Annotated in this window: 30 protein-coding genes, 2 tRNA genes and 3 pseudogenes; 9 read left to right on the forward strand and 26 right to left on the reverse strand. The window is 51.2% G+C overall.

What is annotated here, in order from left to right:
- Window positions 1–46 precede the first annotated feature (46 nt).
- The 3 genes from HV350_RS10290 to mtfA form a co-directional block, all read right to left on the reverse strand.
- A complete protein-coding gene (locus HV350_RS10290) occupies window positions 47–1,321 on the reverse strand; it encodes an integrase arm-type DNA-binding domain-containing protein (protein WP_071681935.1) in 1,275 nt (424 codons plus the stop codon).
- Between the two features lie 180 nt (window positions 1,322–1,501).
- Window positions 1,502–1,577, reverse strand: a tRNA-Asn gene (locus tag HV350_RS10295).
- Between the two features lie 99 nt (window positions 1,578–1,676).
- Window positions 1,677–2,474, reverse strand: a complete 798-nt coding sequence (gene mtfA / locus HV350_RS10300; protein WP_181630422.1) for a DgsA anti-repressor MtfA — start codon at window positions 2,472–2,474, stop codon at window positions 1,677–1,679.
- Between the two features lie 93 nt (window positions 2,475–2,567).
- Between mtfA and HV350_RS10305 the strand changes: the two genes are divergently transcribed.
- Window positions 2,568–2,657 (forward strand) — tRNA-Ser (locus tag HV350_RS10305).
- A 66-nt stretch (window positions 2,658–2,723) separates the two neighbouring features.
- On the opposite strand, the pseudogene HV350_RS26640 reads toward HV350_RS10305, so the two are convergent.
- Together HV350_RS26640 and HV350_RS10310 are read right to left on the reverse strand one after the other, a co-directional pair.
- Window positions 2,724–2,915 (reverse strand): annotated as a pseudogene (locus HV350_RS26640) (hypothetical protein); the annotation flags it as partial.
- Window positions 2,916–2,989: 74 nt separating this feature from the next.
- Window positions 2,990–3,571 (reverse strand): serine O-acetyltransferase, encoded by a 582-nt coding sequence (locus tag HV350_RS10310; protein WP_047416060.1) that lies wholly within the window; start codon window positions 3,569–3,571, stop codon window positions 2,990–2,992.
- 285 nt (window positions 3,572–3,856) lie between these two features.
- Here HV350_RS10310 and HV350_RS10315 point away from each other — a divergent pair.
- Window positions 3,857–4,021: pseudogene (locus HV350_RS10315) on the forward strand (DUF4113 domain-containing protein); the annotation flags it as partial.
- On the opposite strand, the pseudogene HV350_RS10320 reads toward HV350_RS10315, so the two are convergent.
- From HV350_RS10320 to HV350_RS10330, 3 genes and pseudogenes are all read right to left on the reverse strand, one after another.
- Window positions 4,014–4,449, reverse strand: a pseudogene (locus HV350_RS10320) (SOS response-associated peptidase family protein). The pseudogenes HV350_RS10315 and HV350_RS10320 sit on opposite strands and share 8 nt — an antisense overlap.
- Window positions 4,450–4,614: 165 nt before the next feature.
- Window positions 4,615–5,978, reverse strand: a protein-coding gene (locus tag HV350_RS10325; protein ID WP_181630424.1) for an IS3 family transposase whose coding sequence is annotated in 2 segments (ribosomal slippage) — window positions 4,615–5,501 and window positions 5,501–5,978 — 1,365 coding nt in all. Because the reading frame shifts where the segments join, the coding sequence is not laid out codon by codon here.
- Between the two features lie 77 nt (window positions 5,979–6,055).
- Entirely contained in the window at window positions 6,056–7,117 is a 1,062-nt protein-coding gene (locus tag HV350_RS10330; RefSeq protein WP_181630425.1) for a porin, read from the reverse strand.
- A 444-nt stretch (window positions 7,118–7,561) separates the two neighbouring features.
- On the opposite strand from HV350_RS10330, the gene HV350_RS10335 reads away from it, so the two are divergent.
- From HV350_RS10335 to HV350_RS10345, 3 genes are all read left to right on the forward strand, one after another.
- Window positions 7,562–8,254, forward strand: a complete 693-nt coding sequence (locus tag HV350_RS10335) for a phosphohydrolase (RefSeq protein ID WP_181599155.1) — start codon at window positions 7,562–7,564, stop codon at window positions 8,252–8,254.
- A 76-nt stretch (window positions 8,255–8,330) separates the two neighbouring features.
- Window positions 8,331–9,761, forward strand: coding sequence for a DNA cytosine methyltransferase (locus HV350_RS10340; protein ID WP_181630427.1), 1,431 nt, complete (start codon window positions 8,331–8,333; stop codon window positions 9,759–9,761).
- Window positions 9,742–10,209, forward strand: a complete 468-nt coding sequence (locus HV350_RS10345; RefSeq protein WP_049269529.1) for a very short patch repair endonuclease — start codon at window positions 9,742–9,744, stop codon at window positions 10,207–10,209. Before HV350_RS10340 ends, HV350_RS10345 begins: the two co-directional genes overlap by 20 nt.
- Here the strand turns inward: HV350_RS10345 and yedA are convergent.
- Window positions 10,201–11,121: a drug/metabolite exporter YedA gene (gene yedA, locus HV350_RS10350; protein WP_103847939.1), complete on the reverse strand. Its 921-nt coding sequence runs from the start codon at window positions 11,119–11,121 to the stop codon at window positions 10,201–10,203. The genes HV350_RS10345 and yedA overlap by 9 nt on opposite strands.
- A gap of 178 nt (window positions 11,122–11,299) precedes the next feature.
- On the opposite strand from yedA, the gene HV350_RS10355 reads away from it, so the two are divergent.
- Both HV350_RS10355 and HV350_RS10360 read left to right on the forward strand, forming a co-directional pair.
- The gene (locus HV350_RS10355) at window positions 11,300–12,211 is read left to right on the forward strand and encodes a DUF808 domain-containing protein (protein WP_049041218.1); all 912 of its coding nucleotides are present in this window, start codon (window positions 11,300–11,302) and stop codon (window positions 12,209–12,211) included.
- A 77-nt stretch (window positions 12,212–12,288) separates the two neighbouring features.
- On the forward strand, window positions 12,289–12,471 hold the full coding sequence (locus HV350_RS10360) for a DUF2158 domain-containing protein (protein ID WP_016153498.1): 183 nt from the start codon (window positions 12,289–12,291) through the stop codon (window positions 12,469–12,471).
- 206 nt (window positions 12,472–12,677) lie between these two features.
- Here the strand turns inward: HV350_RS10360 and yodD are convergent, their stop codons facing one another.
- Entirely contained in the window at window positions 12,678–12,905 is a 228-nt protein-coding gene (gene yodD, locus HV350_RS10365; protein WP_003030417.1) for a YodD family peroxide/acid resistance protein, read from the reverse strand.
- A gap of 163 nt (window positions 12,906–13,068) precedes the next feature.
- On the opposite strand from yodD, the gene dsrB reads away from it, so the two are divergent.
- A complete protein-coding gene (dsrB, locus tag HV350_RS10370) occupies window positions 13,069–13,257 on the forward strand; it encodes a protein DsrB (RefSeq protein WP_003030419.1) in 189 nt (62 codons plus the stop codon).
- 54 nt (window positions 13,258–13,311) lie between these two features.
- On the opposite strand, the gene rcsA is transcribed toward dsrB, so the two are convergent.
- From rcsA to fliF, 14 genes are all read right to left on the reverse strand, one after another.
- A complete protein-coding gene (gene rcsA / locus HV350_RS10375) occupies window positions 13,312–13,935 on the reverse strand; it encodes a transcriptional regulator RcsA (RefSeq protein ID WP_016153497.1) in 624 nt (207 codons plus the stop codon).
- A gap of 289 nt (window positions 13,936–14,224) precedes the next feature.
- Complete coding sequence (gene fliR / locus HV350_RS10380) at window positions 14,225–15,010, reverse strand: flagellar biosynthetic protein FliR (RefSeq protein WP_019077076.1); 786 nt, start codon at window positions 15,008–15,010, stop codon at window positions 14,225–14,227.
- 8 nt (window positions 15,011–15,018) lie between these two features.
- Window positions 15,019–15,288 (reverse strand): flagellar biosynthesis protein FliQ, encoded by a 270-nt coding sequence (fliQ, locus tag HV350_RS10385; protein ID WP_003030425.1) that lies wholly within the window; start codon window positions 15,286–15,288, stop codon window positions 15,019–15,021.
- A 9-nt stretch (window positions 15,289–15,297) separates the two neighbouring features.
- Window positions 15,298–16,035 carry a flagellar type III secretion system pore protein FliP gene (fliP, locus tag HV350_RS10390; RefSeq protein WP_006684053.1) on the reverse strand — a complete coding sequence of 246 codons (738 nt, stop codon included), beginning with the start codon at window positions 16,033–16,035 and terminating at the stop codon, window positions 15,298–15,300.
- Window positions 16,035–16,412, reverse strand: a complete 378-nt coding sequence (gene fliO, locus HV350_RS10395) for a flagellar biosynthetic protein FliO (protein ID WP_103847937.1) — start codon at window positions 16,410–16,412, stop codon at window positions 16,035–16,037. Before fliO ends, fliP begins: the two co-directional genes overlap by 1 nt.
- The gene (gene fliN, locus HV350_RS10400) at window positions 16,412–16,825 is read right to left on the reverse strand and encodes a flagellar motor switch protein FliN (RefSeq protein ID WP_003030433.1); all 414 of its coding nucleotides are present in this window, start codon (window positions 16,823–16,825) and stop codon (window positions 16,412–16,414) included. Before fliN ends, fliO begins: the two co-directional genes overlap by 1 nt.
- Window positions 16,822–17,826 carry a flagellar motor switch protein FliM gene (fliM, locus tag HV350_RS10405; protein ID WP_003030434.1) on the reverse strand — a complete coding sequence of 335 codons (1,005 nt, stop codon included), beginning with the start codon at window positions 17,824–17,826 and terminating at the stop codon, window positions 16,822–16,824. Before fliM ends, fliN begins: the two co-directional genes overlap by 4 nt.
- Before the next feature lie 4 nt (window positions 17,827–17,830).
- Window positions 17,831–18,298 carry a flagellar basal body-associated protein FliL gene (fliL, locus tag HV350_RS10410; protein WP_016153493.1) on the reverse strand — a complete coding sequence of 156 codons (468 nt, stop codon included), beginning with the start codon at window positions 18,296–18,298 and terminating at the stop codon, window positions 17,831–17,833.
- 104 nt (window positions 18,299–18,402) lie between these two features.
- On the reverse strand, window positions 18,403–19,617 hold the full coding sequence (fliK, locus tag HV350_RS10415; RefSeq protein ID WP_181630429.1) for a flagellar hook length control protein FliK: 1,215 nt from the start codon (window positions 19,615–19,617) through the stop codon (window positions 18,403–18,405).
- Window positions 19,614–20,057 carry a flagellar export protein FliJ gene (gene fliJ / locus HV350_RS10420; protein ID WP_016153491.1) on the reverse strand — a complete coding sequence of 148 codons (444 nt, stop codon included), beginning with the start codon at window positions 20,055–20,057 and terminating at the stop codon, window positions 19,614–19,616. Before fliJ ends, fliK begins: the two co-directional genes overlap by 4 nt.
- Before the next feature lie 21 nt (window positions 20,058–20,078).
- The gene (gene fliI / locus HV350_RS10425; protein WP_016153490.1) at window positions 20,079–21,449 is read right to left on the reverse strand and encodes a flagellar protein export ATPase FliI; all 1,371 of its coding nucleotides are present in this window, start codon (window positions 21,447–21,449) and stop codon (window positions 20,079–20,081) included.
- Window positions 21,449–22,156 (reverse strand): flagellar assembly protein FliH, encoded by a 708-nt coding sequence (fliH, locus tag HV350_RS10430; protein WP_016153489.1) that lies wholly within the window; start codon window positions 22,154–22,156, stop codon window positions 21,449–21,451. Before fliH ends, fliI begins: the two co-directional genes overlap by 1 nt.
- Window positions 22,149–23,144, reverse strand: coding sequence for a flagellar motor switch protein FliG (fliG, locus tag HV350_RS10435; protein WP_016153488.1), 996 nt, complete (start codon window positions 23,142–23,144; stop codon window positions 22,149–22,151). The genes fliH and fliG overlap by 8 nt, the downstream gene beginning before the upstream one ends.
- Window positions 23,137–24,819, reverse strand: a complete 1,683-nt coding sequence (gene fliF / locus HV350_RS10440; protein ID WP_016156841.1) for a flagellar basal-body MS-ring/collar protein FliF — start codon at window positions 24,817–24,819, stop codon at window positions 23,137–23,139. The genes fliG and fliF overlap by 8 nt, the downstream gene beginning before the upstream one ends.
- A gap of 216 nt (window positions 24,820–25,035) precedes the next feature.
- Here fliF and fliE point away from each other — a divergent pair, with 216 nt between their 5' ends.
- Window positions 25,036–25,350 (forward strand): flagellar hook-basal body complex protein FliE, encoded by a 315-nt coding sequence (gene fliE, locus HV350_RS10445; RefSeq protein ID WP_016153486.1) that lies wholly within the window; start codon window positions 25,036–25,038, stop codon window positions 25,348–25,350.
- Window positions 25,351–25,395: 45 nt separating this feature from the next.
- On the opposite strand, the gene yedF is transcribed toward fliE, so the two are convergent.
- A complete protein-coding gene (gene yedF, locus HV350_RS10450) occupies window positions 25,396–25,629 on the reverse strand; it encodes a sulfurtransferase-like selenium metabolism protein YedF (protein WP_000790504.1) in 234 nt (77 codons plus the stop codon).
- Window positions 25,626–26,831: a selenium metabolism membrane protein YedE/FdhT gene (gene yedE, locus HV350_RS10455; RefSeq protein WP_019077070.1), complete on the reverse strand. Its 1,206-nt coding sequence runs from the start codon at window positions 26,829–26,831 to the stop codon at window positions 25,626–25,628. The genes yedF and yedE overlap by 4 nt, the downstream gene beginning before the upstream one ends.
- Window positions 26,832–26,986 lie beyond the last annotated feature (155 nt).

Genomic DNA, 26,986 nt, shown 5'->3' on the forward strand with positions numbered 1-26,986 from the left:
ACTGTAATTAAGCATGAAGTTGAAAGGCCGCGAACGGCCTTTCCCTTTATTTATTTGTAGCAAACTCAAACGGCCTGACCATATCGTTGCTGTTAGCATCAAGGAAATCAGCCCACCACTGAAGCATCAGGCGGCGTTGATCAAGGTGTTTAGCCTTGTGGGTATAAGCTGCCCGGACACTGTTGCTTTCCTTATGGCTCATCTGAAGCTCTACAGCGTCTTCTGACCATAGCCCGGACTCAATTAAGGCACTACAGGCCAGTGTGCGGAAACCGTGTCCACAGATGTCCTGCTTCGTGTTATATCCCATATTACGCAGGGCTTTGTTGATGGTGTTTTCACTCATGGGTTTAAACGAGTCATAACAGCCAGTAAAGATTAACCCATCATCTTGCCCTTCTTCATAAGTCAGTTGTCGGATCTCTTTGAGTATCTTCATGGCCTGCTTACAAAGGGGAACGAAGTGCTTACGTTTCATTTTAGCCCCACGAGTTGAATGTTTGACGTTTTCAATCGCTTCACGCTGTTCGGGTATCACCCATAACTTACTTTTGAAATCAATTTCTGACCAGCGAGCGAAACGCAGCTCACTGGAACGAATGAAAATCATCAGATTGAGCTGTATTGCCAGTATGGTTAACCTGCGGCCTTTGTATTCGGCAATTTTGTTCAGTAGCTGGGGTATTTCTTCCAGCTCAAGTGCAGGGCGGTGTTCAGTTTGTGGTTTCTGAACTGCCCCTTCCATATCATAGGCTGGGTTATGACGTATCAGCTTTTGCTGGACGGCATGACGCAGGATTGCCGTAATGTATTGTTGAATGCGCATGGCGACTTCAAGATAACCAAGAGCCTCCACCTTTTTCACCGGAACCAGCAGATCACCTGTATCCAGTTCGGCAACATCTTTGTCACCGATTACCGGGAAGACATAAGTTTCAAGGCGCTTCCATACGGCATCACCATAATCATCAGACCATTTTGTTTTCGTGGCGAACCACGCTTTGGCTACTGTTCTGAAGGAGCGTGTATTATCACGTTTGGCTTTAAGCTCTTTAACCTCTGCCTGTTTCTTTGCATTAGGGTCAATACCCTGAGCCAGAAGCCTTCTGGCCTCGTCACGGCGTTGTCTTGCGTCAGAAAGAGAAACAGCAGGGTAAACACCGATAGAGAAAAGTTTTTGCTTCCCTTCGAAACGGTAGGCCATTTGCCAGTATTTCGAACCTTTAGGGGTAACACGAAGGAACATACCAAAGCCATCAGTCAGCTTGTATTCCTTCTCAAGGGGTTTTGCATTTTTTGCTTTAATATCAGTCAGTGACATGAAAACACCCCCTCATTTGTTGGTAAAAGGGAAATCGAACCAGCATTACCAGCAGTTTTACCATCAAAATGATATGGCTTCGAGTGGTTTTTAGTGAACGAGGGTGAACGACTGAGAGGGGATAACCAATTGATAGAAATGCAGAAAGCAGACGTTAGTGAACGTCTGCTTTCTTGAAAATGGCTCCTCTGACTGGACTCGAACCAGTGACATACGGATTAACAGTCCGCCGTTCTACCGACTGAACTACAGAGGAATCGTGTGAACGAGGCGCATATTACTGACCTCATCATGAGGTGTCAACAGTAAAATTAGCGCGTCATTTCAATTGGTTAATTAATCTTCAAATTCAGTGTTAATGCGTGTTTGGTGAGCGATAATCGTCGCCTCCCCGGGTATCGCCTAACCGCTCCATGGGGTTCTGGCGATAAAACTGGATGAAACGCTGCCATAAGGCAGGAAAACGCGGAGCAAATAATTCAGGAGCACTGAAAAAATACTCGGATAGCACGGCAAAGCATTCAGCAGGATCGGTCGCTGCGTAGGCATCTATACTGCACGCAGTTTCTCCAACCAGATCGATCTCATCCTGAATATTGTTCATTGCAGCATGCAGGTCGTGTTCCCAACCGGCGATATCGCGCAGGGGAATCGCCGGAATACCGCTGGCACGATCGCCATTACGCATATCAAGCTTGTGCGCCACTTCATGGATGATCAGATTAAAGCCGGAGGCATCAAAGGAATCCTGAATATCAAGCCAGTTGAGAATTATCGGGCCTTGTTGCCAACTCTGCCCGGACTGTACCACGCGTTGATTATGCACCAGCCCAATATCGTCCTCCCATTCATCGTCTACGACAAATGGGGCAGGGTAGATGAGAACTTCATGAAACCCGTCGAGCCACTCAATCCCCATTTCCAGAACAGGTAAACAGAATAGCAGAGCAATGCGCGCACTTTTTAGCGGGTCCAGCTCAAACCCCTGAAGAGCGACTAATCTTTTTTGTTGTAAAAAGCGCTCGGCCAGGGCAATAAGTCTGGCTTGTTCTTGCTCGGTGAGATTCACCAAAAGGGGAATAGCCAGGGCGTCGTCCCACGGCCAATCGTCACTCCGGGTTGCTTCTTGTTCTTTCCAGGGCCACTTAATCATCGTTTTGCTCGCAAACTCGTCACTTGAACGAAATTGACGGAACTGGGTCTGTTAAAATGCCAAATTACCTGGCATCATGGCAACCGCCAAAACGGAGAGATGCCAGAGCGGCTGAATGGACCGGTCTCGAAAACCGGAGTAGGGGCAACTCTACCGGGGGTTCAAATCCCCCTCTCTCCGCCACTATTCAAACACTTAGCACACTTCCTTTCAACGACTCATGTCACACTTGGTATAGTGTTGGTATATTCACTTGGTATAAAACTCGCCATCATCATCTTCTGATTTGCCCAATACTGGAAGATCCAGTGTGGGAGAAATTTTCACTTTTCTGTCATAAACCACAACCTGGCTTTCAGTTTTGTGACCTGGGAATAGTTGCTTGTCCTTACTCGAGCCTTCATAATCCGATATTCCCTTGGCTTTGAGATCATGAAAAGTACACGGCAGTTTTCTATCTGGTTTTTTTCCTGCTTACATCTGAACGTTTGTCTGAACAAATATTAATACCCCCTCTATGAGGAGGGGGAAACTATAATTCGTGATTTTTTTTCTGTGACGTAGGTGCAGTTAGATGGAATATTAGATTTAATAAATGACATTGCACCAATTTTGACATTGTCACCAATTTTCACAGAAAGACCAATGATGCATGTATTTGCACCTATGTCAACATTATTACCGATTGTTAACCTTAAAGATTTGCAATCCTTGTCTATTTGTCCTATTACGCAGTTTTGTCTGATAATAAAATTATCCCCAATGTCAACAGAGCCGTGAATAACTATGCCTGAATGGTGCGGGATCAATAAGCCTTTGCCTATATTTGCACCCAATCCTATTTCACAGCCAAATCTCTCAATTATTTTGTTATTCAGCTTTATTGCTGCTCTTTTTTGGTATTTCCCACCATTTTTGTACATTTCATTGGCTAGGCGCCACCAAAAAAGGAAATTTCTGTGTCTTAATTTTTTCTCGCGTAGTAATCTTATGATTGAAAAATACGGTCTCCTTATAATCTCACTCTTCCAATAATAGAATAGTTCTTGTGAACGCCCGAATATTACGAATTTTAAGGCGATAATGTATTTAATCATAAATTTCCTTTAAGTAACGTTTTGTTTTGTTGAATTATTTTTGTAACTTTAACTTACGCTTAGCTACGATATTTTGATCTGTGTCTATGCCTTAATAAAGGAGTTTAGTTTTTCTTGTGGACCTTCTCTTTCATGACGAAATTCAGATTGTGTTATACCTACCACTTTGTGATGTTTGTTGTACTATTGTTACAAATAATGTATTTGATAAGGGGAAGTTTTGCAACATGCCTGACAGTAAAAATACCGACAAGTCAAAGGCAGGCTTTTTCTTTCATGTCAAGGGGGAGCGAGAAGCTGATGGAAGTTTTGGATCATATGAATGCAAAGGAAGTAAGGGGAGCGCTTTATTTCGCAGGTCAGGGTACCCAGCAACAGTGGGCAATGAAAAGAGAGATGCTGTCACCCCGATATACCACCCGCGATGAAGACCTGCTCCGGGTTAAGTAACAGGCTTAATTAAATCTGCACCCTGATTTTTCACATTTCCGACGGCACGCGTTACGGCGTGCCATATAAATTTATCAGCCGGCACGACACCGTCAACTGCAATTTCCGCTGCTTCTTTCCCTCCAAGATCCTGCCTCATCCATTCGCGCGCGGCTTCCGGTAGCACTACCAACGGTTGTCTGTCGTAAATATCTACCAGTCCTTTGTCGGCCACTGTTTCAGACCGTGCGTTAATTAGCAGCGGTTTATACCACCACCTCGGGCGTATCCCCAAAGTACAGGGTCAAGGTGCAGTTGTTCATCACGTTCACTCAGCAGCAGAACTTTGATGGCAGGTGCCACGTTGAAACGTCCGATGGGTCTGGATCGTATGGAATGTCGCGTTCAGCGTATTCAGAGAGCAGGGCGAGATAGTCTTCACGCGTCATTTCAAGCACTTGCACGCCTTGCTTTCAACGACAGTTCTCATGGATGTCTTTTTCTTTGAGTATCCTCACAAGTTTATCGTTGTAATGCCCGTGTGGTAAAAAATACGCTTCGTTGAACAAAAAAGCCCGCAGCTGGACTGACCCCATAAAGTTGGACAGTTCATGTTAAGCGGCTTTCAGAGCCTGGGTTCGGTATTCTACCGGACTCAGGCCTTTTAATTTCAGGCTTATTCGTTCGTTGTTGTAGTAATGGATATAGCTCTCTATCGCCTTCCTTAGTTCGCTGACACTGCTGAACTGACTCAGATAAAAACATTCCGATTTCAGCGTCCCGAAGAAGTTCTCCATCACCGCATTGTCCAGACAGTTCCCTTTACGCGACATACTCTGCGTCATGCCCTTCGCCTTTAACCTGGCCTGATAACCTTCCATTCGATATTGCCAGCCCTGATCCGAGTGCAGCAGCGTGCTATCTTCCGGGCTGAGCTTCAGGAACGCATCGTGCAGCATCGTATTAACCATCTCCATCACCGGCCTTTCCGACAGGCTGTAGGAGATAATCTCCCGGTTAAACAGGTCAAGAACCGGTGACAGGTACAGCTTTTTACCCTGTACCGAGAACTCAGTAACATCTGTAACCCATTTTTCGTTGGCTTTTGACGCGCCGAAGTTCCGGTTCAGTATATTGGGCGCTGCCCTGCCAGTTTCGCCTTTCCAGGAACGATATTTCTTCACCCTTATCAGGGACCGGAGCGACAGCTCTGCCATCAGTCGTTGCACTGTTTTATGGTTCACCAGCAGCCCCTGTTTTTTCAGCGAGAGCGTGATCCTGCGGTAGCCATAACGTCCTTTGTGATAGTGGTAAATCTCTCTTATTTTATCTTTCAGTCCGGCATGCCTGTCCATGCGCTTTAGCGCGTTCATATTGTGATACCACGTGCTGCGGGACATACCCGCGGCACGCAGAAGATCACTGAGCGCATACTCCAGCCTTAGCTCACTGATTATTGCGGCTTTTTGCCGTTTTTCTCGCTTTGAACTAAGGCCTTCAGCTTTTTTAGGTAGGCATTCTCTGCACGCAGGTAACGGAGTTCAGCCCGTAGTTCTTCGGGCGATAACGTTTCCAGTGCAGCATCGGTAAGTGGAGATGATTTTTTAGGTTTTTTCATGTCCTTGCTCCGGCCCTGTTTTATCCTCAGAAGTCCTTTCTCACCAGCATCCTGGTAAACATTAACCCAGTGCCGGACAACGGTTTCGGTTGAGATATTAAACCGTGCGGCGGCCTCGCGCATGGAATGTTCTTCAGCGAGTACAGTCCGGACTACAGCAATCCGGAACGACGGTGAATGGCGGTCATTTTTCCAGGTAATACCATCAATACCGTGAAGTTGCCAGGCTCTTACCCAGCGTCGCACCGATGTTCTTTCAACACCAAAACGTTCAGCGGTACGATGTGTGCCATCGAGTCCGGCAAGGTAATGATTAACTACAGCTAATCTGGTTTCGAGGGAATATTTTGGCTTTGCCATAAAAAACTGCACCTTAGTCAGTTGGGTGTCCAACTTTTGGGGTGCAGTCCAAGTGCGGGCTTTTGAGTTTGTGGAGATTAGAACTGGTACACAATACCCATGGCAAACTGATCGTCAACTGCGTTGCCAGTAATTGCGCCGTCTTCTTTATCCAGCAGGTTAAATTTATACGCTGTGTAGACGTTCATATTTTTATTGAAGTAGTACCAGGTGCCGAGCTCGACGTAATTCACGCGGTCAGCGTTAACACCGCCGGCCAGGTCTTTACCCTGCGAGTAAACGTAACCCAGAGATGGACGCAGACCAAAGTCGAACTGATATTGAACGACTGCTTCAATGTTTTGCGTTTTGTTTGCAAAACCGCGATCGGTTACGGTTCTGGTCATATTACGCGTTTCGCCATACATCGCTGCCGCATAAATGCTGTTGGCGTCATATTTTGCTGCCAGGGACCAGACTTCAGCGTTGCTGCCATAGCCATCGATGGATTGTTTGTCCGCACGGTCGGATTTACCATACACCGCGACGACACCAAAGCCATCCACGTTATAGTCCACCGACATGCTGTAGCCGTCGCCATTTGCTTTAGTGGCAGCGTGATCGTCATTTTTGCCCTGGTACTGCAGCGCGAAATTAAGACCCTCAACCATGCCGAAGAAATCTGTGTTGCGGTAGGTCGCCACGCCGTTGGTACGACCGGTCATGAAATTATCCGTCGCAGACCAGGAATCGCCACCCCATTCAACCAGCATATCGGTGTAGGCTGCCGCATCGTAGGCTACGCCATAGTTACGACCATAATCAAATGAGCCGTAATCCGCATATTTCAGGCCCGCGAAGGCCAGACGGGTTTTTTGCCCCTGAGATCCTTCCGCATTGCTGGCGTCGAGGTTGTGTTCAAACTGACCAAAACCTGTCAACTCGTTGCTGATCTGGGTTTCACCTTTCACCCCAAAACGGGCGTAAGAGGTGTCAGCATTTTCACTGTTACTGCTATCCGTATTCGACCAGATGCGTTCGCCTACCATCTTGCCGTAAAAATCAATTTTATTGCCGTTCTTATTATAAATTTCAGCCGCATTTGCTGCGCTTGCAGCGAATAAGGCAGGGAGAAGCAGTGCCAGTACTTTTCTTTTCATTATGTATTCCCTTTATATAATAATTAAAATGAATATGTAGCGCTATCTGAAAGACTACATTTGAATACTATCTATGAAGTTCATTTAATTTTAAATATAACATGTAACAAATGTATTTAAGATATTTCAATATGTTTCATTGTTGCTTTTACATAATTAAAATTGCATGGCATTTGAATTAATATTATCCATGTAAATGTATTTTTTATCATATAGTTATGATTTTTTTTATTCTATCTTGTTGAATGTATATTATTGGTATTTGTTATTTATTTTGCATGCGGGATTATAATTGTTCTACTTGTTTTGAATAATGGATTTATATATTCGTGAGGATAATAATTATTAAGTGAATAATATGTATTGATGATAAAAAAAGCGTCGACGGTAGTCTGACATGAGAATTGTTGCTAAGGTGGTTTTCTTTATGCGAAGAGCGAGAGTATGGAACTACAGTACTGGCAGTCGAAATTTGAAGCCTGGTTACGTGACAATCATTCCGGGCACGACGCTGCCCATGACATCTTTCATTTTCGTCGCGTCTGGATGACATCACAAAAGTTGAGCATGGATGTGACCGTAGACTGGCTGGTGGTGCTGGCGGCGTGCTACTTCCACGATCTCGTCAGTTTGCCGAAGAATCATCCCGATCGTCATCGTTCGTCGGTACTGGCAGCCCAGGAAACGCGTCGCGTTTTGATGCGCGATTTTCCTGATTTCCCACAACAACGATTACCTGCCGTGTGCCATGCTATTGAGGCGCACAGTTTCAGCGCCAAAATCGTACCAGAAACCCTTGAAGCCAAAATCGTGCAGGATGCTGACCGGCTTGAGGCGTTGGGCGCAATTGGTTTAGCACGGGTATTTGCCGTGTCCGGCGCGTTAGGCGTGGCGCTGTTTGATGCGGAAGATCCGTTTGCCCGACAGCGTAACCTTGATGATAAACAGTACGCACTCGATCACTTCCAGACCAAATTGTTGACGCTGCCGATGACGATGCAAACTGAACACGGTCGGCATTTGGCGCAACATAATGCTGACTTCTTACTGACGTACATGGCGAAGCTGAGTGCGGAGTTAAAAGGAGAATATGAAATGCTGGATCTTGACGCGATTCAACCCTTTAAGCTGCGTTAGTCGCCAGTACAGCCGCAACGTCAACCGCGCTAATTTATGTTAACCTGTCAGCTATCCATTTCGGCCGGTTAAATGTATGCAGGATAATTTTTCAGTAGCAGGTTCCATGAACCCGATGACAGATGATAACGAGGCCGCCGCACAGGTGATTTTGGCTAAGTTGCTTGAAATATATGACGTGAAAACGCTGGTTGCTCATCTGAATGGTGTTGGCGAGAACCGCTGGAGTCCGGCCATCTTCAAGCGAGTGGTTGCCAATGAAACGTGGCATCGCCTCAGCGACGGTGAGTTGGCTCATCTGAACGACTTGCTGCCGAGGCCGCCTGCGCATCATCCACATTATGCTTTTCGCTTTATCGATCTTTTTGCCGGTATTGGCGGCATTCGTCGCGGCTTTGAGGCGATTGGCGGGCAGTGCGTGTTTACCAGTGAGTGGAACAAGCATGCGGTGCGCACCTACAAAGCGAATCACTACTGCGATCCTCACCAGCACCATTTTAATGAAGATATTCGCGATATCACCCTCAGTCATCATGATGGGGTGAGCGACCTGCAGGCGGCGGAACATATTCGCCAGCATGTTCCGCAACATGACGTGCTGCTGGCGGGATTTCCTTGTCAGCCATTCTCTCTGGCCGGTGTATCAAAGAAAAACGCGTTAGGGCGGGCTCATGGCTTCGCCTGCGATACGCAAGGCACACTTTTTTTTGACGTGGTGCGCATCATTGATGCGCGTCGGCCGGCAATATTTGTGCTCGAAAACGTCAAAAACCTGAAGAGTCACGATCAGGGGAAAACGTTCCGCATCATTATGCAAACGCTGGATGAGCTGGGTTATGACGTGGCTGATGCACACGATAACGGGCCGGACGATCCGAAAATTATCGATGGGCAACATTTTTTGCCCCAGCATCGCGAACGTATTGTGCTCGTCGGCTTTCGCCGCGATCTGAATCTGAAATCAGACTTCACGTTGCGCGATATTGTCTCCCGCTATCCTCAGCGGCGTACGACGCTGGCGGAGCTACTTGAGCCGACCGTCGATGCAAAATATGTGCTCACGCCGGTGCTGTGGAAATATCTGTATCGTTATGCAAAAAAGCATCAGGCGCGGGGCAATGGATTTGGCTATGGCATGGTGTATCCCGGCAATCCCGATTGCGTAACGCGCACATTATCGGCGCGTTACTATAAAGATGGGGCGGAGATCTTGATCGACCGCGGTTGGGATATGGCGCAGGGTGAAAAGGATTTTGATGATCCGCACAATCAGCGATACCGTCCGCGCAGGCTGACGCCCAGAGAGTGCGCGCGCCTGATGGGATTTGAATCACCTCAGGGCTATCAGTTCAGGATCCCGGTGTCGGACACACAGGCTTATCGTCAGTTTGGTAATTCGGTGGTCGTCCCGGCATTTGCGGCGGTTGCCAGACTGCTGGAGCCAAAAATCAAACAGGCGGTTGCTATTCGCGAGAAAGAGAAACTGCATGGCAGACGTTCACGATAAAGCGACGCGCAGTAAAAATATGCGGGCGATAGCAACCCGCGATACCGCAATTGAAAAACGCCTTGCCAGCGTACTGACAGAGCAGGGGGTAACGTTTCGTGTGCAGGATGCGACGTTACCCGGTCGTCCCGATTTCGTGGTGGATGATTATCGTTGTGTGATTTTTACCCACGGCTGTTTCTGGCATCATCACAACTGCTATCTATTCAAAGTCCCCGCCACACGAACAGCGTTCTGGCTGGAAAAAATAGGCAAAAATGTTCAGCGTGACGCGCGGGATTGTGAAAAATTGCAGGCTTTGGGCTGGCGCGTACTGATTGTCTGGGAGTGCGCCCTGCGTGGGCGCGAAAAGCTGGGGGATGACGCGTTGTCCGAACGCGTCATCGAGTGGATCTGCGGCGGTGGCGCAAGTGCGCAGATCGACACCCTCGGTATTCATTTACTGTAACGTCTTTTCCGACGGGGTCACAACGGCGTCCGCTTTAACGGGAAATAGGTATTTACCGAGTGTGACCAGTACCACCGCAAATACAATCACGCCAAGCGCCAGCCATTCGATGGGCGCCAGACTTTCTCCTCCCAGGCCGGTACCTAACAGTACGGCGACAACCGGATTAACGTAGGCATAGCTGGTGGCTAATGCCGGGCTGACGTTGCGGATCAAGTACATGTACGCGTTGATGGCAATAATAGAACCAAACACGGCCAGATAGGCGACCGCCATAAAGCCTGAAAACGTCGGCATAGTGGTCAACTTTTCCCCGGAAATCAGCGAGGCGCACATCAGCACAATACCGGCGGCTAACATTTCAATGGCTCCGGCCATCATGCCAACGGGTAACGTTATGCGCGAGCCGTACACTGAGCCAAACGCCCAGCTTATCGAACCTATCAGGATTAAAATTGCTCCCCATGGATTACCACTCAAATTACCACCGCTGTTCAGCATGATGATCCCCGCGAGTCCAATTGCGATCCCCATCCATTCAAGTTTGCGCGTTTTGATGCCAAAAAAGTGGCTAAAACACAGCGTAAACAGCGGGACGGTGGCGACCACCACGGCGGCAATACCGGAAGGCACGTTTTGATGTTCTGCGACGGTGACCAGTCCGTTACCGACAGCCAGCAGCAGGATACCAATTAACGCGGCGTTCAGGAGCACGCGCAGAGGCGGCAGCTTATGTCCGCGGATAAGTAAGAATGCTGTTAATAAAATCCCCGCAGAGAGAAAACGAACGCCAGCCATCATCAACGGCGGCCAGCTTTCAACGCCAATGCGAATAACGAAGTACGTGGAACCCCAAATGATGTACAGCGCGAAAAGCGCACTGAAAAGCGGTAGCAATTGCCTGAAACGCATAATCCCTCACGGTGGAAATAAAAAGGTGCAACATAGTAAACGTCAAAACTATCTTGCTGGCGAGATTTATAATTACGTGCTGATGTTAAAAATTTGTTGACCAGAAAGGTCAGTTTCAGCATTGCGTGTTTTACTTCATACTTATGACTGCAAAAAAATAATATTGAGGGTAAAAATTTTGGCAGGAAGTAGCTTATTGACCTTACTCGATGATATCGCCACTTTGCTGGATGATATCTCTGTCATGGGAAAACTGGCCGCGAAAAAAACCGCGGGTGTGCTGGGCGATGATCTGTCGCTTAACGCGCAGCAGGTGTCGGGTGTGCGGGCGAACCGTGAACTCCCGGTGGTCTGGAGTGTAGCGAAAGGATCGTTTGTTAACAAAGTTATCCTTGTGCCGTTGGCGCTATTGATAAGCGCCTTCATTCCCTGGGCGATCACCCCCTTATTAATGGTAGGCGGGGCGTTCCTCTGTTTTGAAGGTGTAGAAAAAGTTCTCCATACCCTGGAAGCGCGTAAGCACAAAGAAACCCCGGAAGAGCGCCAGCAGCGTCTGACATCTTTGGCAGCGCAGGATCCACTCACCTTTGAGAAAGACAAAATCAAAGGGGCGATACGTACCGACTTTATTTTATCTGCTGAGATTGTCGCGATTACGCTGGGGATTGTAGCGGATGCGCCATTGTTGAATCAGGTGTTGGTGTTATCTGGCATCGCGTTAGTGGTGACAGTGGGGGTCTACGGCCTGGTCGGGATTATCGTTAAGCTCGATGATATCGGATACTGGTTGGCAGAAAAGCGCAGTACGCTGGCCCAGTCGCTGGGTAAAGGATTGCTGGTTGTTGCCCCCTGGCTTATGAAAACACTTTCCGTGGTCGGCACGCTGGCGATGTTTTTGGTTGGCGGCGGAATTGTGGTGCACGGAATAACACCGCTGCATCATGCGATTGAACATTTTGCCCAACAGCAAAGTGCATTGATTGCGCTAATGCTTCCGACCCTGTTGAATCTGGTGCTCGGTTTTATCATTGGCGCAATAGTGGTGCTGCTGGTGAAAGCCGTCGCCAGAGTGCGCGGAGTTTCGCACTAATTGTCGCAGGGTTGATTACGCAAAACCCTTCTTTGTCGTCTAAGGTGTAAAGGTTTCTCTTGATACAGGAGGCAGGTATGGTCTTTTCTGTCAGTGAGGAAGTCACCTCCAAAGAGGGTGGCCCACGCATGATCGTTACCGGGTATGCCAGCGGAATGGTGGAGTGTCGCTGGTACGACGGCTTTGGCGTCAAACGGGAAGCATTCCGTGAAGATGAACTGGTGCCAGGCGAGCGAAGAAAGCTCTGCCAGGATGCCTGAACACCTGGGGTGCGCGTAACCGGGTGATCTTTCAATCATTAGTTATATTTATCATTTTAGTGAGAATTATTTACTTGTCAGGCAAAAAAATTGCAGATAAGGTTTGTTTCACATCAGATTTCCTGGTGTAACGAATTTTCAAGTGCTTCTTGCATAAGCAAGCTTGATCCCGACCCGATAAGGGCCGGGATTTTTTTCGCCCTCAGTCAGCGATTGATCTCCGACACGCTAAAATCATGGATATCAAGCTCGAACGCGTCGGCCAGTTCATGCCACGTGTGGTAATCACGTCCGTCGACGCTGACGCGTTCCGGGTCATCCTGACTGCGATGAATTTCACTCTCGCAGATTTCGTTGATTGCCTTCAGTAGCGCGTCCACATCGACGCTGACTTCACGTTTGGCCGTATCGCTGTACTCTTTCGCGGTTTTCATCCTCATACCTCTCAACCGTTAAGGATACCGGGGGAGCGCATCCAAACATCAGATACGCACAACTTAAGTATAGACCGTCGATAAAACCCGCAATCGCGCGAGGCGGGCGCTGCCAGAAAAAGGAAATTGTTCTACACTGGCACAAAGCCACAGGAGGAAAACTATGAAGGTGAATGATCGGGTCACAGTCAAAACGGACGGCGGTCCTCGTCGACCGGGCGTGGTACTGGCTATCGAAGAGTTTAGTGAAGGCACCATGTACCTGGTTTCGCTGGAAGACTACCCGCTCGGTATCTGGTTCTTTAATGAGTCAGGTCATCAGGATGGTATCTTCGTGGAAAAAGTAGAATAAGGTGAATTTGGCTGCATAATCCTGACTGGTGGATTCGCCACCAGTCAGAACGTGTTAGCGCGTATTCACAAAGATACCATTGGTAACGTTATCGGTGAGTCTCACAACGTGATAGATAACTTGCTTATTATGCGTTTTTATCTTTCGTTTTATATTCCCCTTATGGGATGACACGGTCTTGGCCTTGATATTCATTTGGTCGGATATCTGTATTGTGCCCTGACCCTCCATCCACATGCGTAGCATGCTGGACTCGGTACGGCTCAATGATAATGTCGGTAGATTCACATCAATGACAAAATCTACTTCTTTTTTCAGAATATCGCCAAGGAGTTCATCCAGTGAATCTGGTTTAATCGACTTAGAACTAATCAATAAATTTTTTCTGACTAATAGATACTCATCAAAATGCACGTTGGCAATTGCCATAAACACAATAAATAATGTGCCGGGATGCTGATTAATGATTTGCTTTATTTGCTGGCTATTAGCAGGATCGTGGATAAAGCAGTCCTCATTAATAAACACCACAGCGGGCTGTTGAGAGACACAGGCGAGACTGAGCTCCTCAACGTTGGAAATGTTGTTGATTTCCCTTTTCTTCACCCCCCGACTTACCAGATATCCGGTCAACCCTAGCCGGGTGTAACTGCACAAATCCATAATAATCGTTGACATGGCATACCCTCACTCAATGCGTAACGATAATTCCCCTTACCTGATTATTTTCATCACAACTAAACGGAATAATAACGACCCAAGATGACGCTTTCGCTGTTTTTCAGGCGAAATTACTATCCCGTAAAGTTGCGTATAATTTGCCAGGAAACATCTTAAAGTAAAGTAAATGTTGCGTTATGTGAGTGAGTCAATAATAAATAAACCGCGACAGAGATATCCTGGTGGATGTTGTCGCTTTTTAAATTTAGGACAATCCTTAGTAAAACAGGATAAAAATTAAGGGTTATTATTTTCCGGGCATTTCGCTGACAATATCAGCCAACAGATTAAAAATTTCGCTGAATAATCGCTCGCAGAATGGCGCAATTAATGGCATCAGGGCCGCCATTAATGAAATACCCACGGCGAGGGTGAGTGGAAAACCGATGACGAAAATCGACAGCTGCGGGGCCATGCGATTCAGCAGACCGAGTGCGAGGTTTAGGGTGAGTAGCAGCGTCATTATCGGCAGGGCCAACATTAGCCCGTTGAGGAAAATCAGGCTACCCGCCCGCGCCAGCGCGAGAAACGCATTGCTGTTCACCGGATTGCCGCCGATTGGCAAGGTATGAAATGTATCCACCAACAGCGAAATAAGCCACAAATGGCCGTTAAAAGTCAGGAATAACAGCATGGCGAGCATGTCGATCAGTCTCGCCAGTACCGGCATATTCAGACGGCTGCCGGGATCAAAGAAGGTTGCGAAGGAGAGACCCATTTGCAGACCAATTAATTCCCCGGCGGTACGTACTGCCGCGAAGGCAAACTGCATAGTGAAGCCCAGAGCGATGCCGATCAGGATTTGTTGCATTGCCTGCCATAGCGCGCCGATAGAAAAGATAGGGACGTCTACCGGGGGAATCGACGGAGCGATAACGACGGTTATCATTAACCCCAGCCCCAGTTTTACCCGTTTGGGGATCGCGCGCTCGCTGAGAATCGGGGCCGTTGAGATGAGCGCCAGGATGCGCAGCAAAGGCCAGAAGTAAAGATTCAGCCAGTGAAGCCACTCAACGCTGGTCACCTGCAGCATAATGTTATCTACCCGATGATGTAGGGGATATTGCTGAACAGCGTACGCACGTAGTCGAGCAGCAGGTTAAGCATCCACGGGCCGGCAACAATGATGGCAATAAAAACCGCGACAATTTTGGGAATGAAGGACAGCGTCATTTCGTTTATCTGGGTCGCCGCCTGCAAAATACTGATGATAAGACCTGTGACGAGGGCGACCAACAGCAAAGGCGCGGCAAGGGCCAGGGCGACTTTCATCGCCTCTGTGCCCATCATCATGACCGATTCAGGTGTCATTTCGCGCCTCTAACTGTAAAAGCTTTGAGCTAGCGAGCCGACAAGCAACTGCCAACCGTCTACCAACACAAACAGCATCAGCTTGAACGGTAGCGCGATCGTGGCCGGGGGGACCATCATCATCCCGAGCGCCATCAGCACGCTGGCGATGACCAGGTCGATAATCAGAAACGGAATAAAAATGGTAAAGCCTATCTGGAATGCCGTTTTCAGCTCGCTGGTGACATAGGCTGGAAGCAAAATCCGCATCGGTACGGCTTCTGGTCCCTGTAGGGGACCGCTGTTTGCTAAGCGCGCGAAGAGTGCCAGATCGGCTTCACGGGTCTGGCGCAACATAAACTCGCGCAGCGGCTGTGCGCCTTTCTCCATGGCTTCCTGCATAGAGATTTTCTCTTCGCTGAACGGCTGATATGCGTCGACGTAGATTTTGTCGATTACCGGCGACATGATGAAAAAGGTCAAAAATAGCGCCAGGCCCAGTAGCACCTGGTTCGGGGGGGCCGAAGGGGTTCCCAGCGCATTTCGTAACAGACCGAAAACGATGATGATGCGGGTGAAGCTGGTCATCATCAATAAAATGGCGGGCAGGAACGTCAGCGAGGTGATAAACACCAGCGTTTGCACGGGCAAAGACCAGCTTTGTCCGCCGCCAGGCAGCGGCTGGCTAACCAGACCCGGGAGCTGGGCGAGGGCTACTGGGCTGAAAAGCCATAAGCCTGCCAGCGTGATGGATAACAAACGGCGCATCAGGATCTCCCGGGACGCTTAAGCAAACTCTTCATCATGGCCTGGAAATCCGCGGGGGAGGCCGGTTTTTCTTCTGTATCAGCAGGCGCCGGGGGCAGGGTGTGCAGCACGTTAATTTGCGAGGCCGTGACGCCCAGTACCAGGCGCGCATCTTCAACCTCAACAATCACCACGCGCTCACGTGGACCCAGTGAGGTACTTGCCGCAACTTTCAGTCCGCGCGTACCGGCGCTTTTGGGGGCAAACCCCATACGCTTAATCACCCAGGCTGCAGCCAGGATCAATACGATGATCCCAAGCAGCGCGCCGCTTACCTGAACCAGCGGTGAGCCGGGTACGGCGGCTGGCTGAGAAACTGTAGCCTGGGTATTCATGATTAACGGCTCAGACGGCGCATGCGTTCAGATGGGGTAATAATGTCGGTGATACGTACGCCGTATTTGTCTGCGACAACCACCACTTCACCCTGGGCAATCAGGTAACCGTTGATCAGGATATCCAGCGGCTCGCCCGCCAGACCATCCAACGCGACGACCGAACCCTGCGTCAGACGCAGCAGTTCTTTGATGGTCATACGGGTTCGGCCCAATTCGACGGTCAGTTTGACCGGAATGTCCATGATCAGGTCGATGTCCTGCAAGGCACCGCTGACGTCGCCGCCACCTAACTGCTGGAATACCGCATCGGCCGCACTTTTGGTGGGCGTGGTTTTTTGCTCGTTTAACGCGTCAGCCCACAGATCGTCCAATGCACCAGTGTTCTCATCGGACGGATTATTCATATCACTCATTTGGGCTGTTCCTCATTCAGCGAATTCAAAATCGGGTTTATCAGATGTTCTACGCGTAACGCATACTGACCGTTCACCGTGCCATACTGGCTGGTCAGTACAGGCACGCCGTCCACATGAGCAATAATGCGGTCGGGTTTTTCAATCGGCAGTACATCGCCGGGTTTCAGTTTTAAAATCTGGGATAGCCGCAGCGGAATGTCAGCAAAGTTTGCCACCAGCTCCAGCTCAGAATGCTGAACCTGACGCACCAGATTATTGCGCCAGTTCTGATCTTCATTACGCGAGTTTTCCAGCGGCGGGTTCACCAGCAGCTCACGCAACGGTTCAATCATGCTGAATGGCAGACAGATGTTAAATTCACCGGTCAGGTTGCCGATTTCAACGTGGAATGGGGTATTGACCACAATATCGTTAGGAGACGTGGTGATATTGGTAAATTTCACCTGCATCTCGGAACGAACGTATTCCACTTCCAGCGGATTGATGGCCTTCCACGCGTCGCTGTAGCTTTCCAGCGCCAGCTTCAGCATGCGGTTGATAACGCGCTGTTCGGTATGGGTAAATTCACGGCCTTCCACTTTCGTCGGGAAGCGGCCATCACCGCCGAACAGGTTATCGACGGCGATAAATACCAGACTCGGTGAGAACACCACCAGACCCGTACCGCGCAGCGGCTTCAGGTGGATTAAGTTCAGGTTGGTCGGAACCGGTAAGTTGCGCGCAAACTCGTGGTATGGCTGGATACGGATCGCACCCACGGTAATATCCGGGCTACGGCGCAACAGGTTAAATAACCCCATACGGAACTGGCGCGCGAAGCGTTCGTTAATGATCTCCAGCGCCTGTAAACGCTCACGTACCACGCGGCGCTGGGTGTTGGGATCGTAAGGACGAATATCGCTTTCTTTTGCGATACCGGAAATGGGTTCGTCTTTAGTTTCGCTATCGCCATTAAGCAATGCGTCGATTTCAGCCTGAGAAAGAATACTGTCGCCCATGTCTTTACCGCAGAATAAAAGCTGTATAAAGAACGTCGGTGACAACCTGTTTGGGTTGCCCAACAACGAGCGGAGTCGCGAGCGTCTCTTTGATGGCGGCAATGAGCTGTTGCTTACCTTCTTCGGTGGCGAGCGTAGCCGCGTTCTGACGAGAGAACAGCAGCAGCAAGCGGCTGCGCACTTCCGGCAGATATTCGTTAAGACGTGAACGCGTTGCCTCGTCTTTCATGCGCAGCGTGATACCGATATACAGTACACGGTCCGCATCACCCAGATTGACGGTAAAGGTATCCAGCGCAAAGAATACCGGGGCTGGCGGTGGAGCCGGTTCCGCTTTGACGCTGGCGGACGGCTGCTGCTGCATGCGCCAGTAGCTATAACCCGCAGTTGCGCAGGCGGCGAGGGTAATCAATACCAGCAGAGGGATCCAAATAGCGCGTTTACTTTTTTTGTTAATCGCGGAGTCAGTCATCAGATACGGGCTTCCTGTTTCGGTACAGCTTATGGGCTGATTATCCCGTGTCCTGTCCACGACAAAGCGTGGAAAAGACGCGGATAATCATGCTACCTCTGGCGTTAGGCGAAGATGTCTACTGCTCCATCACCGCGTGCTGCGGCTTGCAGTGAGGCTGGCGCTGCCAGTACGGCGTCATCTTCAGCGGCAAAAATGTCTTGTCCCTGAGCGCGACCCGCCTGCTGTTGCTGCCCGGAAGACTGCTGATTACCGGCAAAGCTTTCACTACTGATACTGCTTTGTCCAAGCTGGATACCGCTTTCAGCCAACTGCGTACGCAGCATCGGTAATGCAGCTTCCAGCGCAGCGCGCACGTGACTGTGTGGCGATACCATTTGCAACTGCGCGAGGTTGTCATCCAGCTTGAGGGAAATGTGCACCTGGCCCAGATCCTGTGGATGCAGACGCAGTTCCGCGCTTTGCTGGCCCTGGCGAGTAAACAGAGTGACGTGCTGGCTCAGTGATTGCTGCCATTCCTGGCTACCCAATGGCGCGCTTAGCACTGGTGCGGCGGTCGGTAACGGCTGAGCGTGGGACTGCGGGCCACTTAACGGCGCTGTCGTCATGCCAATGCTGGTCGGCGAAGGGGAGCTTTCAATTTCCGCTCTGGTCGTCGCCGCTGCCGTCAACGGGGTTAATGTCGGATTGTTTGTCTGATCTACGCTGCTGGCAGGCGTTGCAATATCCGCTTTGCCTTTTTTGGCATCACCTGGCAGCAATTCGCCAGCATTATCGGCGATAGCGCTGTGTACCGAGCCTCGTGACAACGCCGAAAGCGTCGCATCAACGGGGGCTGGCGAGCTGTCGACGGCCGGCGTGGTCTGCGGTTGTCCTGGCAGCATGGCGAACAACGCGCTCAGGTTGGCGAGATCCTCATCGCTCAGTGCGGTTTTTTTTTCATCCTGCTGAGCGACTTTGCCCAGTGTCGTCAGGGCATTAACTTTCAGTGAGGGCGTGAGGGCAGACAACAGTTGCTGAGCGTCTGTCATGTCGACAAGAGAAGCATCAGTGTGCATCTCTTTTTGCGCCAGTAGTTCGGTCAACTTGAGCGACGGTGCTGAATCGTCATTTTTTTGCAGTAACCCTTTTTGCAGTTTGCTACCGGCCGCCTGTAAGTCGGCAAACGACAGCGGGGCGTCTTTACCCTGCGCGTTGTCCGCACCTAATGCACCCGCCAGCAGCGCTAAAAAATCCTCGGGTGAATCAACCGCTTTGCCTGACTGAAGACCTGCGGCTACGTCGGTGTCGGTGGTAATCAGTTGGGGTAAAGTAATCATTCGGGTTTCCTCATAGCTGCACGCTGAGCAAATTCATCCATTTTTTTCTGATCCAGGCGGTTTTCGGCCAGTAACGCCGCCGAGGTTTGTCTGTCCTGCAGAGTCTGCCACGCCTGTAAACGTTGTTTTTTGTCGCGCCAACTGTTCAATGCCTGGTCTACTTTCTGCGTCCACTGATTGAGCTGTTGGCGGTGTTGCTCAATCGCTTTTTCCAGCGTCTGAATAAATTGTTGGTAATTGATCCAGCGATTACTGGTAATACCCTGACCCATGTCACTGTTCAGATTGTTGCGGTACTCATGCTGATAATCGATCAGCATTTTCAACTGCTCTTCCGCCTGCTGACAGCCACGACGCATCTCTCCCAATAAGACAGCGGCGTCATCTACCTCTTTTTCAGCCAGGTCTTTCAGTGTGGCTAATGCACCATGTTGTGCCATGACCTATGCTCTCCTGCTTACTCACACACCAGGGAAAATCAGTTCTAACGCGTGCAGAGAATCTTCCCAGTCCGCCCGTTCAAAAATGCCTTGCTGTAAGAATGCTTCCAGTTGTGGCCATAGGGCGATGGCTTTATCCAGCATGGGATCGCTGCCTTTGGCATACGCCCCCACGCTGACCAGATCGCGGTTGCGCTGGAAGCTGGATAGCAGCTGTTTAAAGTTACGTACCCGCGCATAGTGTTGTTCACTAATAAGCGCGGTCATGGCGCGGCTGATCGAGGCTTCAATATCGATGGCCGGATAGTGACCCGCTTCGGCCAGATGACGGGACAGCACAATGTGGCCGTCCAGAATCGCGCGCGCGGAATCCGCAATGGGGTCCTGCTGGTCGTCACCTTCGGTCAGTACCGTGTAAAACGCGGTAACGGAACCGCCGCCGTGAATACCGTTCCCGGCACGTTCGACCAGTGCCGGTAATTTGGCGAATACTGAGGGGGGATAACCTTTCGTTGCCGGCGGCTCTCCGATCGCCAGGGCGATCTCACGTTGCGCCATCGCGTAGCGGGTGAGGGAATCCATAATCAGCAATACGTGCTGTCCACGATCGCGAAAATCTTCGGCGATACGCGTGGCATAGGCCGCACCTTGCATACGTAACAGCGGCGAGACATCTGCGGGAGCAGCAATCACCACCGAGCGTGCACGACCGTCGGTACCGAGAATATTTTCAATAAAATCTTTAACTTCGCGACCACGTTCGCCAATCAGACCCACGACGATAACATCGGCCTGGGTATAGCGCGCCATCATGCCGAGCAGAACGCTTTTACCGACACCGGAGCCCGCGAAAAGTCCCATACGCTGACCGCGACCGACGGTTAACAACGCGTTGATGGGGCGTACGCCGGTATCCAGGACGTGTTCAATCGCGGTGCGTTGTAGCGGGTTAAACGGCGGCGTAATCAGCGCCCCGGTTTCGGTGGTATCCGGGGCGGGCAGACCGTCGAGCGGTTTGCCGCTACCGTCCAGCACCCGACCCAGCAATGCAGGACCAAGCGGTAATTGCTTCCCGCTTTGCAGACCTTCTCCGGCAATGTTCTTCGCGTAAACGCGCGCGCCGGGCAGAACGCCTTCAACCTCTTCGAGGGGCATCAGAAACAGACGCTGACCGTTAAAGCCCACGACTTCACTTTCGACCTCCTGGGTTTCGTTGCCGTCCTGGCGTTCAATAACGCAGGTGGCGCCCAGCGGCAACTGTAATCCCGTGGCCTCCAGCACCAGCCCGGTGGCGCGGGTCAGGCGACCGTAACGGCGCACCGCAGGCAGTAGCGACATTTTCTCTTCGAAGCTGTCCAGCGTGTTGAGCCAGCGAGTCAGGCGAGTGGTCATTACACGACTCCCGGCGCTGCCAGACGGCAGAGTTCTTGCCAGCGCGTGGCAACGCTGGCATCCAGATCGCCTTCATCGGCAGAGACTTTACAGCCGCCGTGATGCAGCGTCGGATCGCCGCGCAGCCGCCAGCCGTGCAGGCTGAGGGTCGCACCGAGCATTTCCTCTACACGCTGGAGATCGTCCGGATGTACGCGTAGTTGCGGTTTACCGCTAAACAGCGGTTCTTGCTGCAACAGCTGTTGGATTTGTTTAATCAGCGCAGCGTTATCCACAATAGGCGTCTGGCCAATAACCTGACGCGCAGCTTCCAGCGCCATTTGCATCAGACGCGAGGCAATGACGCTGTCCAGCGCGTCCAGCGTATTCTGAAACTCGCTCACCAGTTGCTGCATGCGGGCATGGATCGGCGCATGCTGAGCGCGCGCTTGGTTCTGGCCTTGCTCCAGCCCCTGACTCAGGCCTTCCTGATAACCTTGTTCGTGGCCTTTTTGTCGACCTTCCGCCAGACCCGCGTTATAACCTTGCTCATGGGCCTGCAGTTGCAGCTGTGCGAGCTGCTGTTCAAGCTGTTGCTCTGCGGAAAGCTCTGGTTCTGCTGTTTCTTCTGACAGCGGGGTTTCGCTGTGGTCAGCCAGGACGAACTCCGCCATCGGTGGGGCGAGGTCGTCCGGGGTCCAGACTTTCCACGGCAGTTCGTTAGACATAGGTATCCTCGCCGCTGCCTATCACCATCTCGCCGGTTTCCGCCAGACGACGAACAATAAGCAGAATGGCTTTCTGTTCGTTTTCCACCTGCGACAAACGCACCGGACCGCGGTTGGCGAGGTCGTCGCGCAGAATATCGGCAGCACGTTGCGACATGTTGCGCAGGAACTTCTCGCGCAGCGGCTGTTCGGCACCTTTCAGGGCAATCAGCAACGATTCGGAATCCACTTCCTGCAGCAGGCGCTGGATACTGCGATCGTCGACATCCACCAGGTTCTCGAACAGGAACATCTCGTCGATAATTTTCTGCGCCAGCTCGCCGTCGAATTCGCGTACGGCGGTAATAACCGCTTCTTCCTGCTGGGTTTTCATCAGGTTGATAATTTCTGCCGCCGTTCTCACGCCGCCCATTTTGCTGCGCTTGAGGTTCTGGCCATCGAGCAGGCCGTTGAGAACCTCGGTCAGCTCTGCCAGCGCGGCAGGCTGTACGCCGCCAAAAGTGGCGATACGCAGCATCACGTCGTGACGTAAACGCTCGTCGAACAGTGCCAGTATATCGGCGGCCTGGCCCCGCTTAAGGTGCACCAGAATGGTGGCGATAATCTGCGGATGCTCGTCGCGGATAAGGTCGGCGGCGCTTTGCGGCTCCATAAAGTTAAGCGTTTCAATGCCGCTGGTGGTATCGCGGGTTTCCAGAATATCTTCCAGCAGACTGGAGGCACGTTCCTCGCCCAGCGCTTTCACCAGCACGGAGCGCAGATATTCGTTGGCGTTGATATTCAGCGCGGCAAACTGTTCGGCTTCTTGTTCAAATTCGGCCAGCACTTCCGTCAACTGCTTGTTGGAAATCTGGCGAACGTTGGCCATCGCCGTACTGAGCGCCTGAACTTCGCGCGTGGAAAGGTGCTTAAACACCTCCGCCGCGCGATCTTCGCCAATGGTCATCAGCAGGATGACGCTTTTATCGGTACCGGTAAGATTACTCATGATCGTTACTCATCCACTGGCGAATGACCAGCGCCACGACGCGCGGATCGTTATCTGACATTTCACGAATACGCTGACTCATGACTTCTGCTCCCAGACGCTGATTAGTACGACGCTGCTGGGTTTGTTCGTCTTTGCTGAGGCGAACTTCTACCGCTTCTTCGGTTTCCTGACGGACACGCGTTTGTTCTTGTACGGCTTTCGCTTCTTCACTGCGACGGACCAACTGCGGACGAACGGCTTTCCGCCACAGGATCCACGCCACCAACAGAACCAGCAACCAACGACCTGCGGACATTAACTGATCAATAAAGAACGGCTGTTTCCAGAACGGTAGCTCGCCAATGGAATCGTCGGTCGCCGTGAAGGGAGAGTTCACCACGTTCAGGGTATCGCCACGCTTGTCGGAGAATCCCATCGCTTCGCGGGTCAGATCCTCAATCTGTTTCATCTGCTCGGCGGTTAACGGCAACGGTTTGCCGTCTGGTAACGTTTTGTAGTTGACCACGACAGCCACCGAGAGACGCTGCACATCGCCAACGTTCATTTTGGTATGGCGAATGGTGCGGTCAACTTCATAGTTGCTGGTTTCATTGCGCTGAGTATTGCGCGGGCCGGCATTATTACTGTTATTCGCCGTCTGTGCGTTTTGCGTATTTTGCGCGTTTTGCTGATTAGCGGGTGGGTTGGCGATTGGCGCAGTATTTGCCGGAGCGGGCTGATTTGACAACGCGCCCGGGACGCCGCCTGGTGCTCCGCTACCGACCTGCTCACTGACGTTCAACTGACGAGAACGCAGCACGGCCTGGGACTCATCACCGTTTGGACGGTACTGTTCTTCGGTTTGCTCTTTGTTGGCAAAATCCAGCTGCGCGGTAACCTGCGCATGTACGTTACCGTTGCCGACAATCGGCGACAGAATTGATTCGATACGGCGCTGAACGCGGCCTTCGACGTCGCTGGCGTATTTCAGCTGCGCATCGTTAAGATCGCGGCTACTGGTATTCGACTGGGTTAACAGATGCCCCGCCTGGTCGACCAGCGTAACGTTACCCGGCGGCAAGCCTGCAACAGCGCTGGAAACCAGATGCGTGACCGCACTGATCTGACCTTCATCCAGCGCGCGACCCGGCTCCAGGTTGACGGTGACGGAGGCTGAAGGCGCTTTTTGCTCACGCACAAACAGCGACGGTTTCGGCATAGCCAGATGCACGCGGGCGCGTTTTACCGGTCCCAACGTTTCAATCGTACGGGCTAATTCACCTTCCAGCGCGCGCTGGTAGTTGACCTGCTCGCTAAACTGGCTGATACCAAACTTTTCCTGATCCAGCAGTTCAAAACCCACCGCGCCGCCTTTGGGCAGACCTTGCTGCGCCAGACGTAAACGCAGTTCGTGGACTTTATCGGCAGGAACTTCAATGGCGCCGCTTCCCTCAGTAAAACGATAGGGAACGTTCATCTGCGTCAGTTGGGTGACGATCGCGCCACCATCCTGATCGGAAAGATTGCTGAACAGCGTGCGGTAGTCAGGTGCTTTGGCCCACAGGACCATCGCCACGATGATCGCGACGGCAGCGGCTCCCGCCACAATCAGAGGAATTCTGGGATTCGCGCGCAGGCGGTTTAACCACTCGAGAGGTTTAAGCTGGGTTGCAGTCGATGCTGTCGCACTCATCTCGCACCTCGTGGCTTATCGTGGACGGCGTTTTTTGCAAAGTGGAACAAGACTCACTCCCGGGTCAGCAAACTCGAAAAATTGACGGTCTCATTATTTGCGGTTTCGAATTTTTCTATGCGTTAAAAACCGTGGTTTTTTATCGTTATTTAACGCCTTTATCTTATTGACTAACTGGTAATCTCAACTACGTAAAAAATTATCCAGGGGATCAGAATGTCGGCAATACAGGGGATTGAAGGGGTCATCAGCCAGCTACAGACCACGGCGATGTCAGCAAAAATGCAGGATATGCAGCCACAACCGACCGTGAGCTTTGCCGGTCAACTGCATGCGGCGTTAGACAGGATCAGCGATGTACAAACCGCGTCCCGTGTACAGGCTGAGAAATTTACCCTCGGTGAACCGGGTATTGCGCTGAACGATGTGATGACCGATATGCAAAAAGCGTCGGTATCGATGCAGATGGGGATCCAGGTGCGCAACAAACTGGTGTCGGCGTATCAGGAAGTGATGTCGATGCAGGTGTAGCAAGCTGAACATTCTCCCGCTGCGTCGGGCAACGGGAGAATCGCATTACTTCTGAATTAAATAACGAATCGTTGGACCATCCTGCTGAATATCCAGCACCGTGTAGCCGTGATTACGCGCATCCAGTGGAATATTGTTGATTGACTGCGGGCAATCGCTCACCACTTCCAGAATCTCACCTTTCTTCAATTGCGGCATCGCTTCCAGTGTGGCGACAGCCGGGTACGGACACGGCTCGCCGACCATATCGAGGCGATAATCAGGCACGATATTTTTCATACAGACTCCTTGGCAGGCGTCAGCCCAGCGCGACGGAAGAAGCGTTTTTCCCAGCCGATGATGAGCATCAGCGCGGTAAATAACAGCAGATAGGTTACCAGCAGGCCACCGAGCGGGCCGAAGGTGTTGAGCAGATTCACTTTGTCCCAATTGGTGGCAAGCGCGGGAGCAAAATCATCCCAGTAGTAGGCCAGAATGGTCGAGCCAATAACGTTGCCCAGACCCACCCACCAGTAATGCACCTGGCCTTCAACGGCGCGGTACATCCAGCCCGTTTCACACCCGCCCGCCAGAACAATGCCGAAGCCGAACAGCAAGCCGCCGATCACCGCATTCGGACCTGCCCACATGATTTTAGGCTCGACGCCCAGTTGCACGTAGCTAAAGATACCAATGGCGCTGACCGCCATCCCGAAGATGATCGCTTTCGCCATATGGGTGCGACCGGAAATCCACAGATCGCGGAAGGCGGAGGTGAAGCAGATTTGCGCCCGTTCAATCAGCAGCCCGAACCCGACGCCGAACAGCATGGCCAAACCAAGTTTGGGCTTATCCATTGCAGTGAGTAGCGCCCAGCCGATCATGGCGATAAACACCAGCATGCCGAGGCGGAAACGGCGACGGGCCTGATCCGGCTTTTGCGTTAACGGAGAAGCGGCGGAGACTTTCTGCATTTTGACCGGAATACGAAACATCGGCAGCAGGGTAAAGCGTGCGCCAAACCATGAGCCAATAGCCGTTGCCAGGGCGAAAAACCAGGCGTGTAGCGAGAACTGTGGAATACCGGTGAAGAATGCGGCCAGGTTACAGCCCATTGCCAGCCGGGCGCCGAATCCGGCAATCATCCCGCCGACGATCGCCTGCATAATGCGCACCCGGCTGCGGGGCATGCGTAATTTGACGTTGTTTGCCCACAATGCGGCAGCAAAACAGCCCCCGAACATACCGAGGATCATCATGCCGTCAATGCGGGTCAGGGGTGAGCCTTCGAGATGGATCAGCTTGTAGTATCCCCATTCTTCGGCGTGAACGCCAAACAGTTGCAGGATTTGACCACCCCAGCGGGTGAATTCGCCGGTAACGGCCCAGAAGGTTCCCGTAATGCCGAAATAGTAGGTAGAGAGAATACCCGCTGCGATGACCGCAGGGGCGGGGGCCCAAAATTTAATTAACCAGGCCTGTTTGAAGTGTTGCCATGACATGCGTTGTGCCTCTGAACTCAGAAGGTATGTAACAAGAAGTGTGGATACTACACCGATCAGAATTTTTGACTATGAGTAATAAGAGGTAACATCGTCTGGATCAATCTTTCTCGACGCTGCCGAAAGGCTGGCGACATCAGGCCTTTAATGCCACA

The sequence above is a fragment of the Citrobacter sp. RHBSTW-01013 genome, from assembly GCF_013781985.1.
Classification (GTDB): domain Bacteria; phylum Pseudomonadota; class Gammaproteobacteria; order Enterobacterales; family Enterobacteriaceae; genus Citrobacter; species Citrobacter braakii.

Excerpts from the sequence above, each read along its gene's own strand:
- mtfA (WP_181630422.1), bottom strand. The coding sequence starts at position 2,474 with ATGATTAAGTGGCCCTGGAAAGAACAAGAAGCAACCCGGAGTGACGAT.
- fliK (WP_181630429.1), bottom strand. The coding sequence starts at position 19,617 with ATGATTACTTTACCCCAACTGATTACCACCGACACCGACGTAGCCGCA.
- fliL (WP_016153493.1), bottom strand. The coding sequence starts at position 18,298 with ATGACTGACTCCGCGATTAACAAAAAAAGTAAACGCGCTATTTGGATC.
- fliR (WP_019077076.1), bottom strand. The coding sequence starts at position 15,010 with ATGCTGCAGGTGACCAGCGTTGAGTGGCTTCACTGGCTGAATCTTTAC.
- yedE (WP_019077070.1), bottom strand. The coding sequence starts at position 26,831 with ATGTCATGGCAACACTTCAAACAGGCCTGGTTAATTAAATTTTGGGCC.
- fliH (WP_016153489.1), bottom strand. The coding sequence starts at position 22,156 with ATGTCTAACGAACTGCCGTGGAAAGTCTGGACCCCGGACGACCTCGCC.
- dsrB (WP_003030419.1), top strand. The coding sequence starts at position 13,069 with ATGAAGGTGAATGATCGGGTCACAGTCAAAACGGACGGCGGTCCTCGT.
- HV350_RS10340 (WP_181630427.1), top strand. The coding sequence starts at position 8,331 with ATGCAGGATAATTTTTCAGTAGCAGGTTCCATGAACCCGATGACAGAT.
- fliE (WP_016153486.1), top strand. The coding sequence starts at position 25,036 with ATGTCGGCAATACAGGGGATTGAAGGGGTCATCAGCCAGCTACAGACC.
- fliJ (WP_016153491.1), bottom strand. The coding sequence starts at position 20,057 with ATGGCACAACATGGTGCATTAGCCACACTGAAAGACCTGGCTGAAAAA.
- fliQ (WP_003030425.1), bottom strand. The coding sequence starts at position 15,288 with ATGACACCTGAATCGGTCATGATGATGGGCACAGAGGCGATGAAAGTC.
- HV350_RS10330 (WP_181630425.1), bottom strand. The coding sequence starts at position 7,117 with ATGAAAAGAAAAGTACTGGCACTGCTTCTCCCTGCCTTATTCGCTGCA.
- HV350_RS10290 (WP_071681935.1), bottom strand. The coding sequence starts at position 1,321 with ATGTCACTGACTGATATTAAAGCAAAAAATGCAAAACCCCTTGAGAAG.
- fliM (WP_003030434.1), bottom strand. The coding sequence starts at position 17,826 with ATGGGCGACAGTATTCTTTCTCAGGCTGAAATCGACGCATTGCTTAAT.
- fliG (WP_016153488.1), bottom strand. The coding sequence starts at position 23,144 with ATGAGTAATCTTACCGGTACCGATAAAAGCGTCATCCTGCTGATGACC.
- HV350_RS10345 (WP_049269529.1), top strand. The coding sequence starts at position 9,742 with ATGGCAGACGTTCACGATAAAGCGACGCGCAGTAAAAATATGCGGGCG.
- rcsA (WP_016153497.1), bottom strand. The coding sequence starts at position 13,935 with ATGTCAACGATTATTATGGATTTGTGCAGTTACACCCGGCTAGGGTTG.
- HV350_RS10310 (WP_047416060.1), bottom strand. The coding sequence starts at position 3,571 with ATGATTAAATACATTATCGCCTTAAAATTCGTAATATTCGGGCGTTCA.
- HV350_RS10335 (WP_181599155.1), top strand. The coding sequence starts at position 7,562 with ATGGAACTACAGTACTGGCAGTCGAAATTTGAAGCCTGGTTACGTGAC.
- yedA (WP_103847939.1), bottom strand. The coding sequence starts at position 11,121 with ATGCGTTTCAGGCAATTGCTACCGCTTTTCAGTGCGCTTTTCGCGCTG.
- yodD (WP_003030417.1), bottom strand. The coding sequence starts at position 12,905 with ATGAAAACCGCGAAAGAGTACAGCGATACGGCCAAACGTGAAGTCAGC.
- fliI (WP_016153490.1), bottom strand. The coding sequence starts at position 21,449 with ATGACCACTCGCCTGACTCGCTGGCTCAACACGCTGGACAGCTTCGAA.
- fliN (WP_003030433.1), bottom strand. The coding sequence starts at position 16,825 with ATGAGTGATATGAATAATCCGTCCGATGAGAACACTGGTGCATTGGAC.
- HV350_RS10360 (WP_016153498.1), top strand. The coding sequence starts at position 12,289 with ATGGTCTTTTCTGTCAGTGAGGAAGTCACCTCCAAAGAGGGTGGCCCA.
- fliF (WP_016156841.1), bottom strand. The coding sequence starts at position 24,819 with ATGAGTGCGACAGCATCGACTGCAACCCAGCTTAAACCTCTCGAGTGG.
- fliP (WP_006684053.1), bottom strand. The coding sequence starts at position 16,035 with ATGCGCCGTTTGTTATCCATCACGCTGGCAGGCTTATGGCTTTTCAGC.
- yedF (WP_000790504.1), bottom strand. The coding sequence starts at position 25,629 with ATGAAAAATATCGTGCCTGATTATCGCCTCGATATGGTCGGCGAGCCG.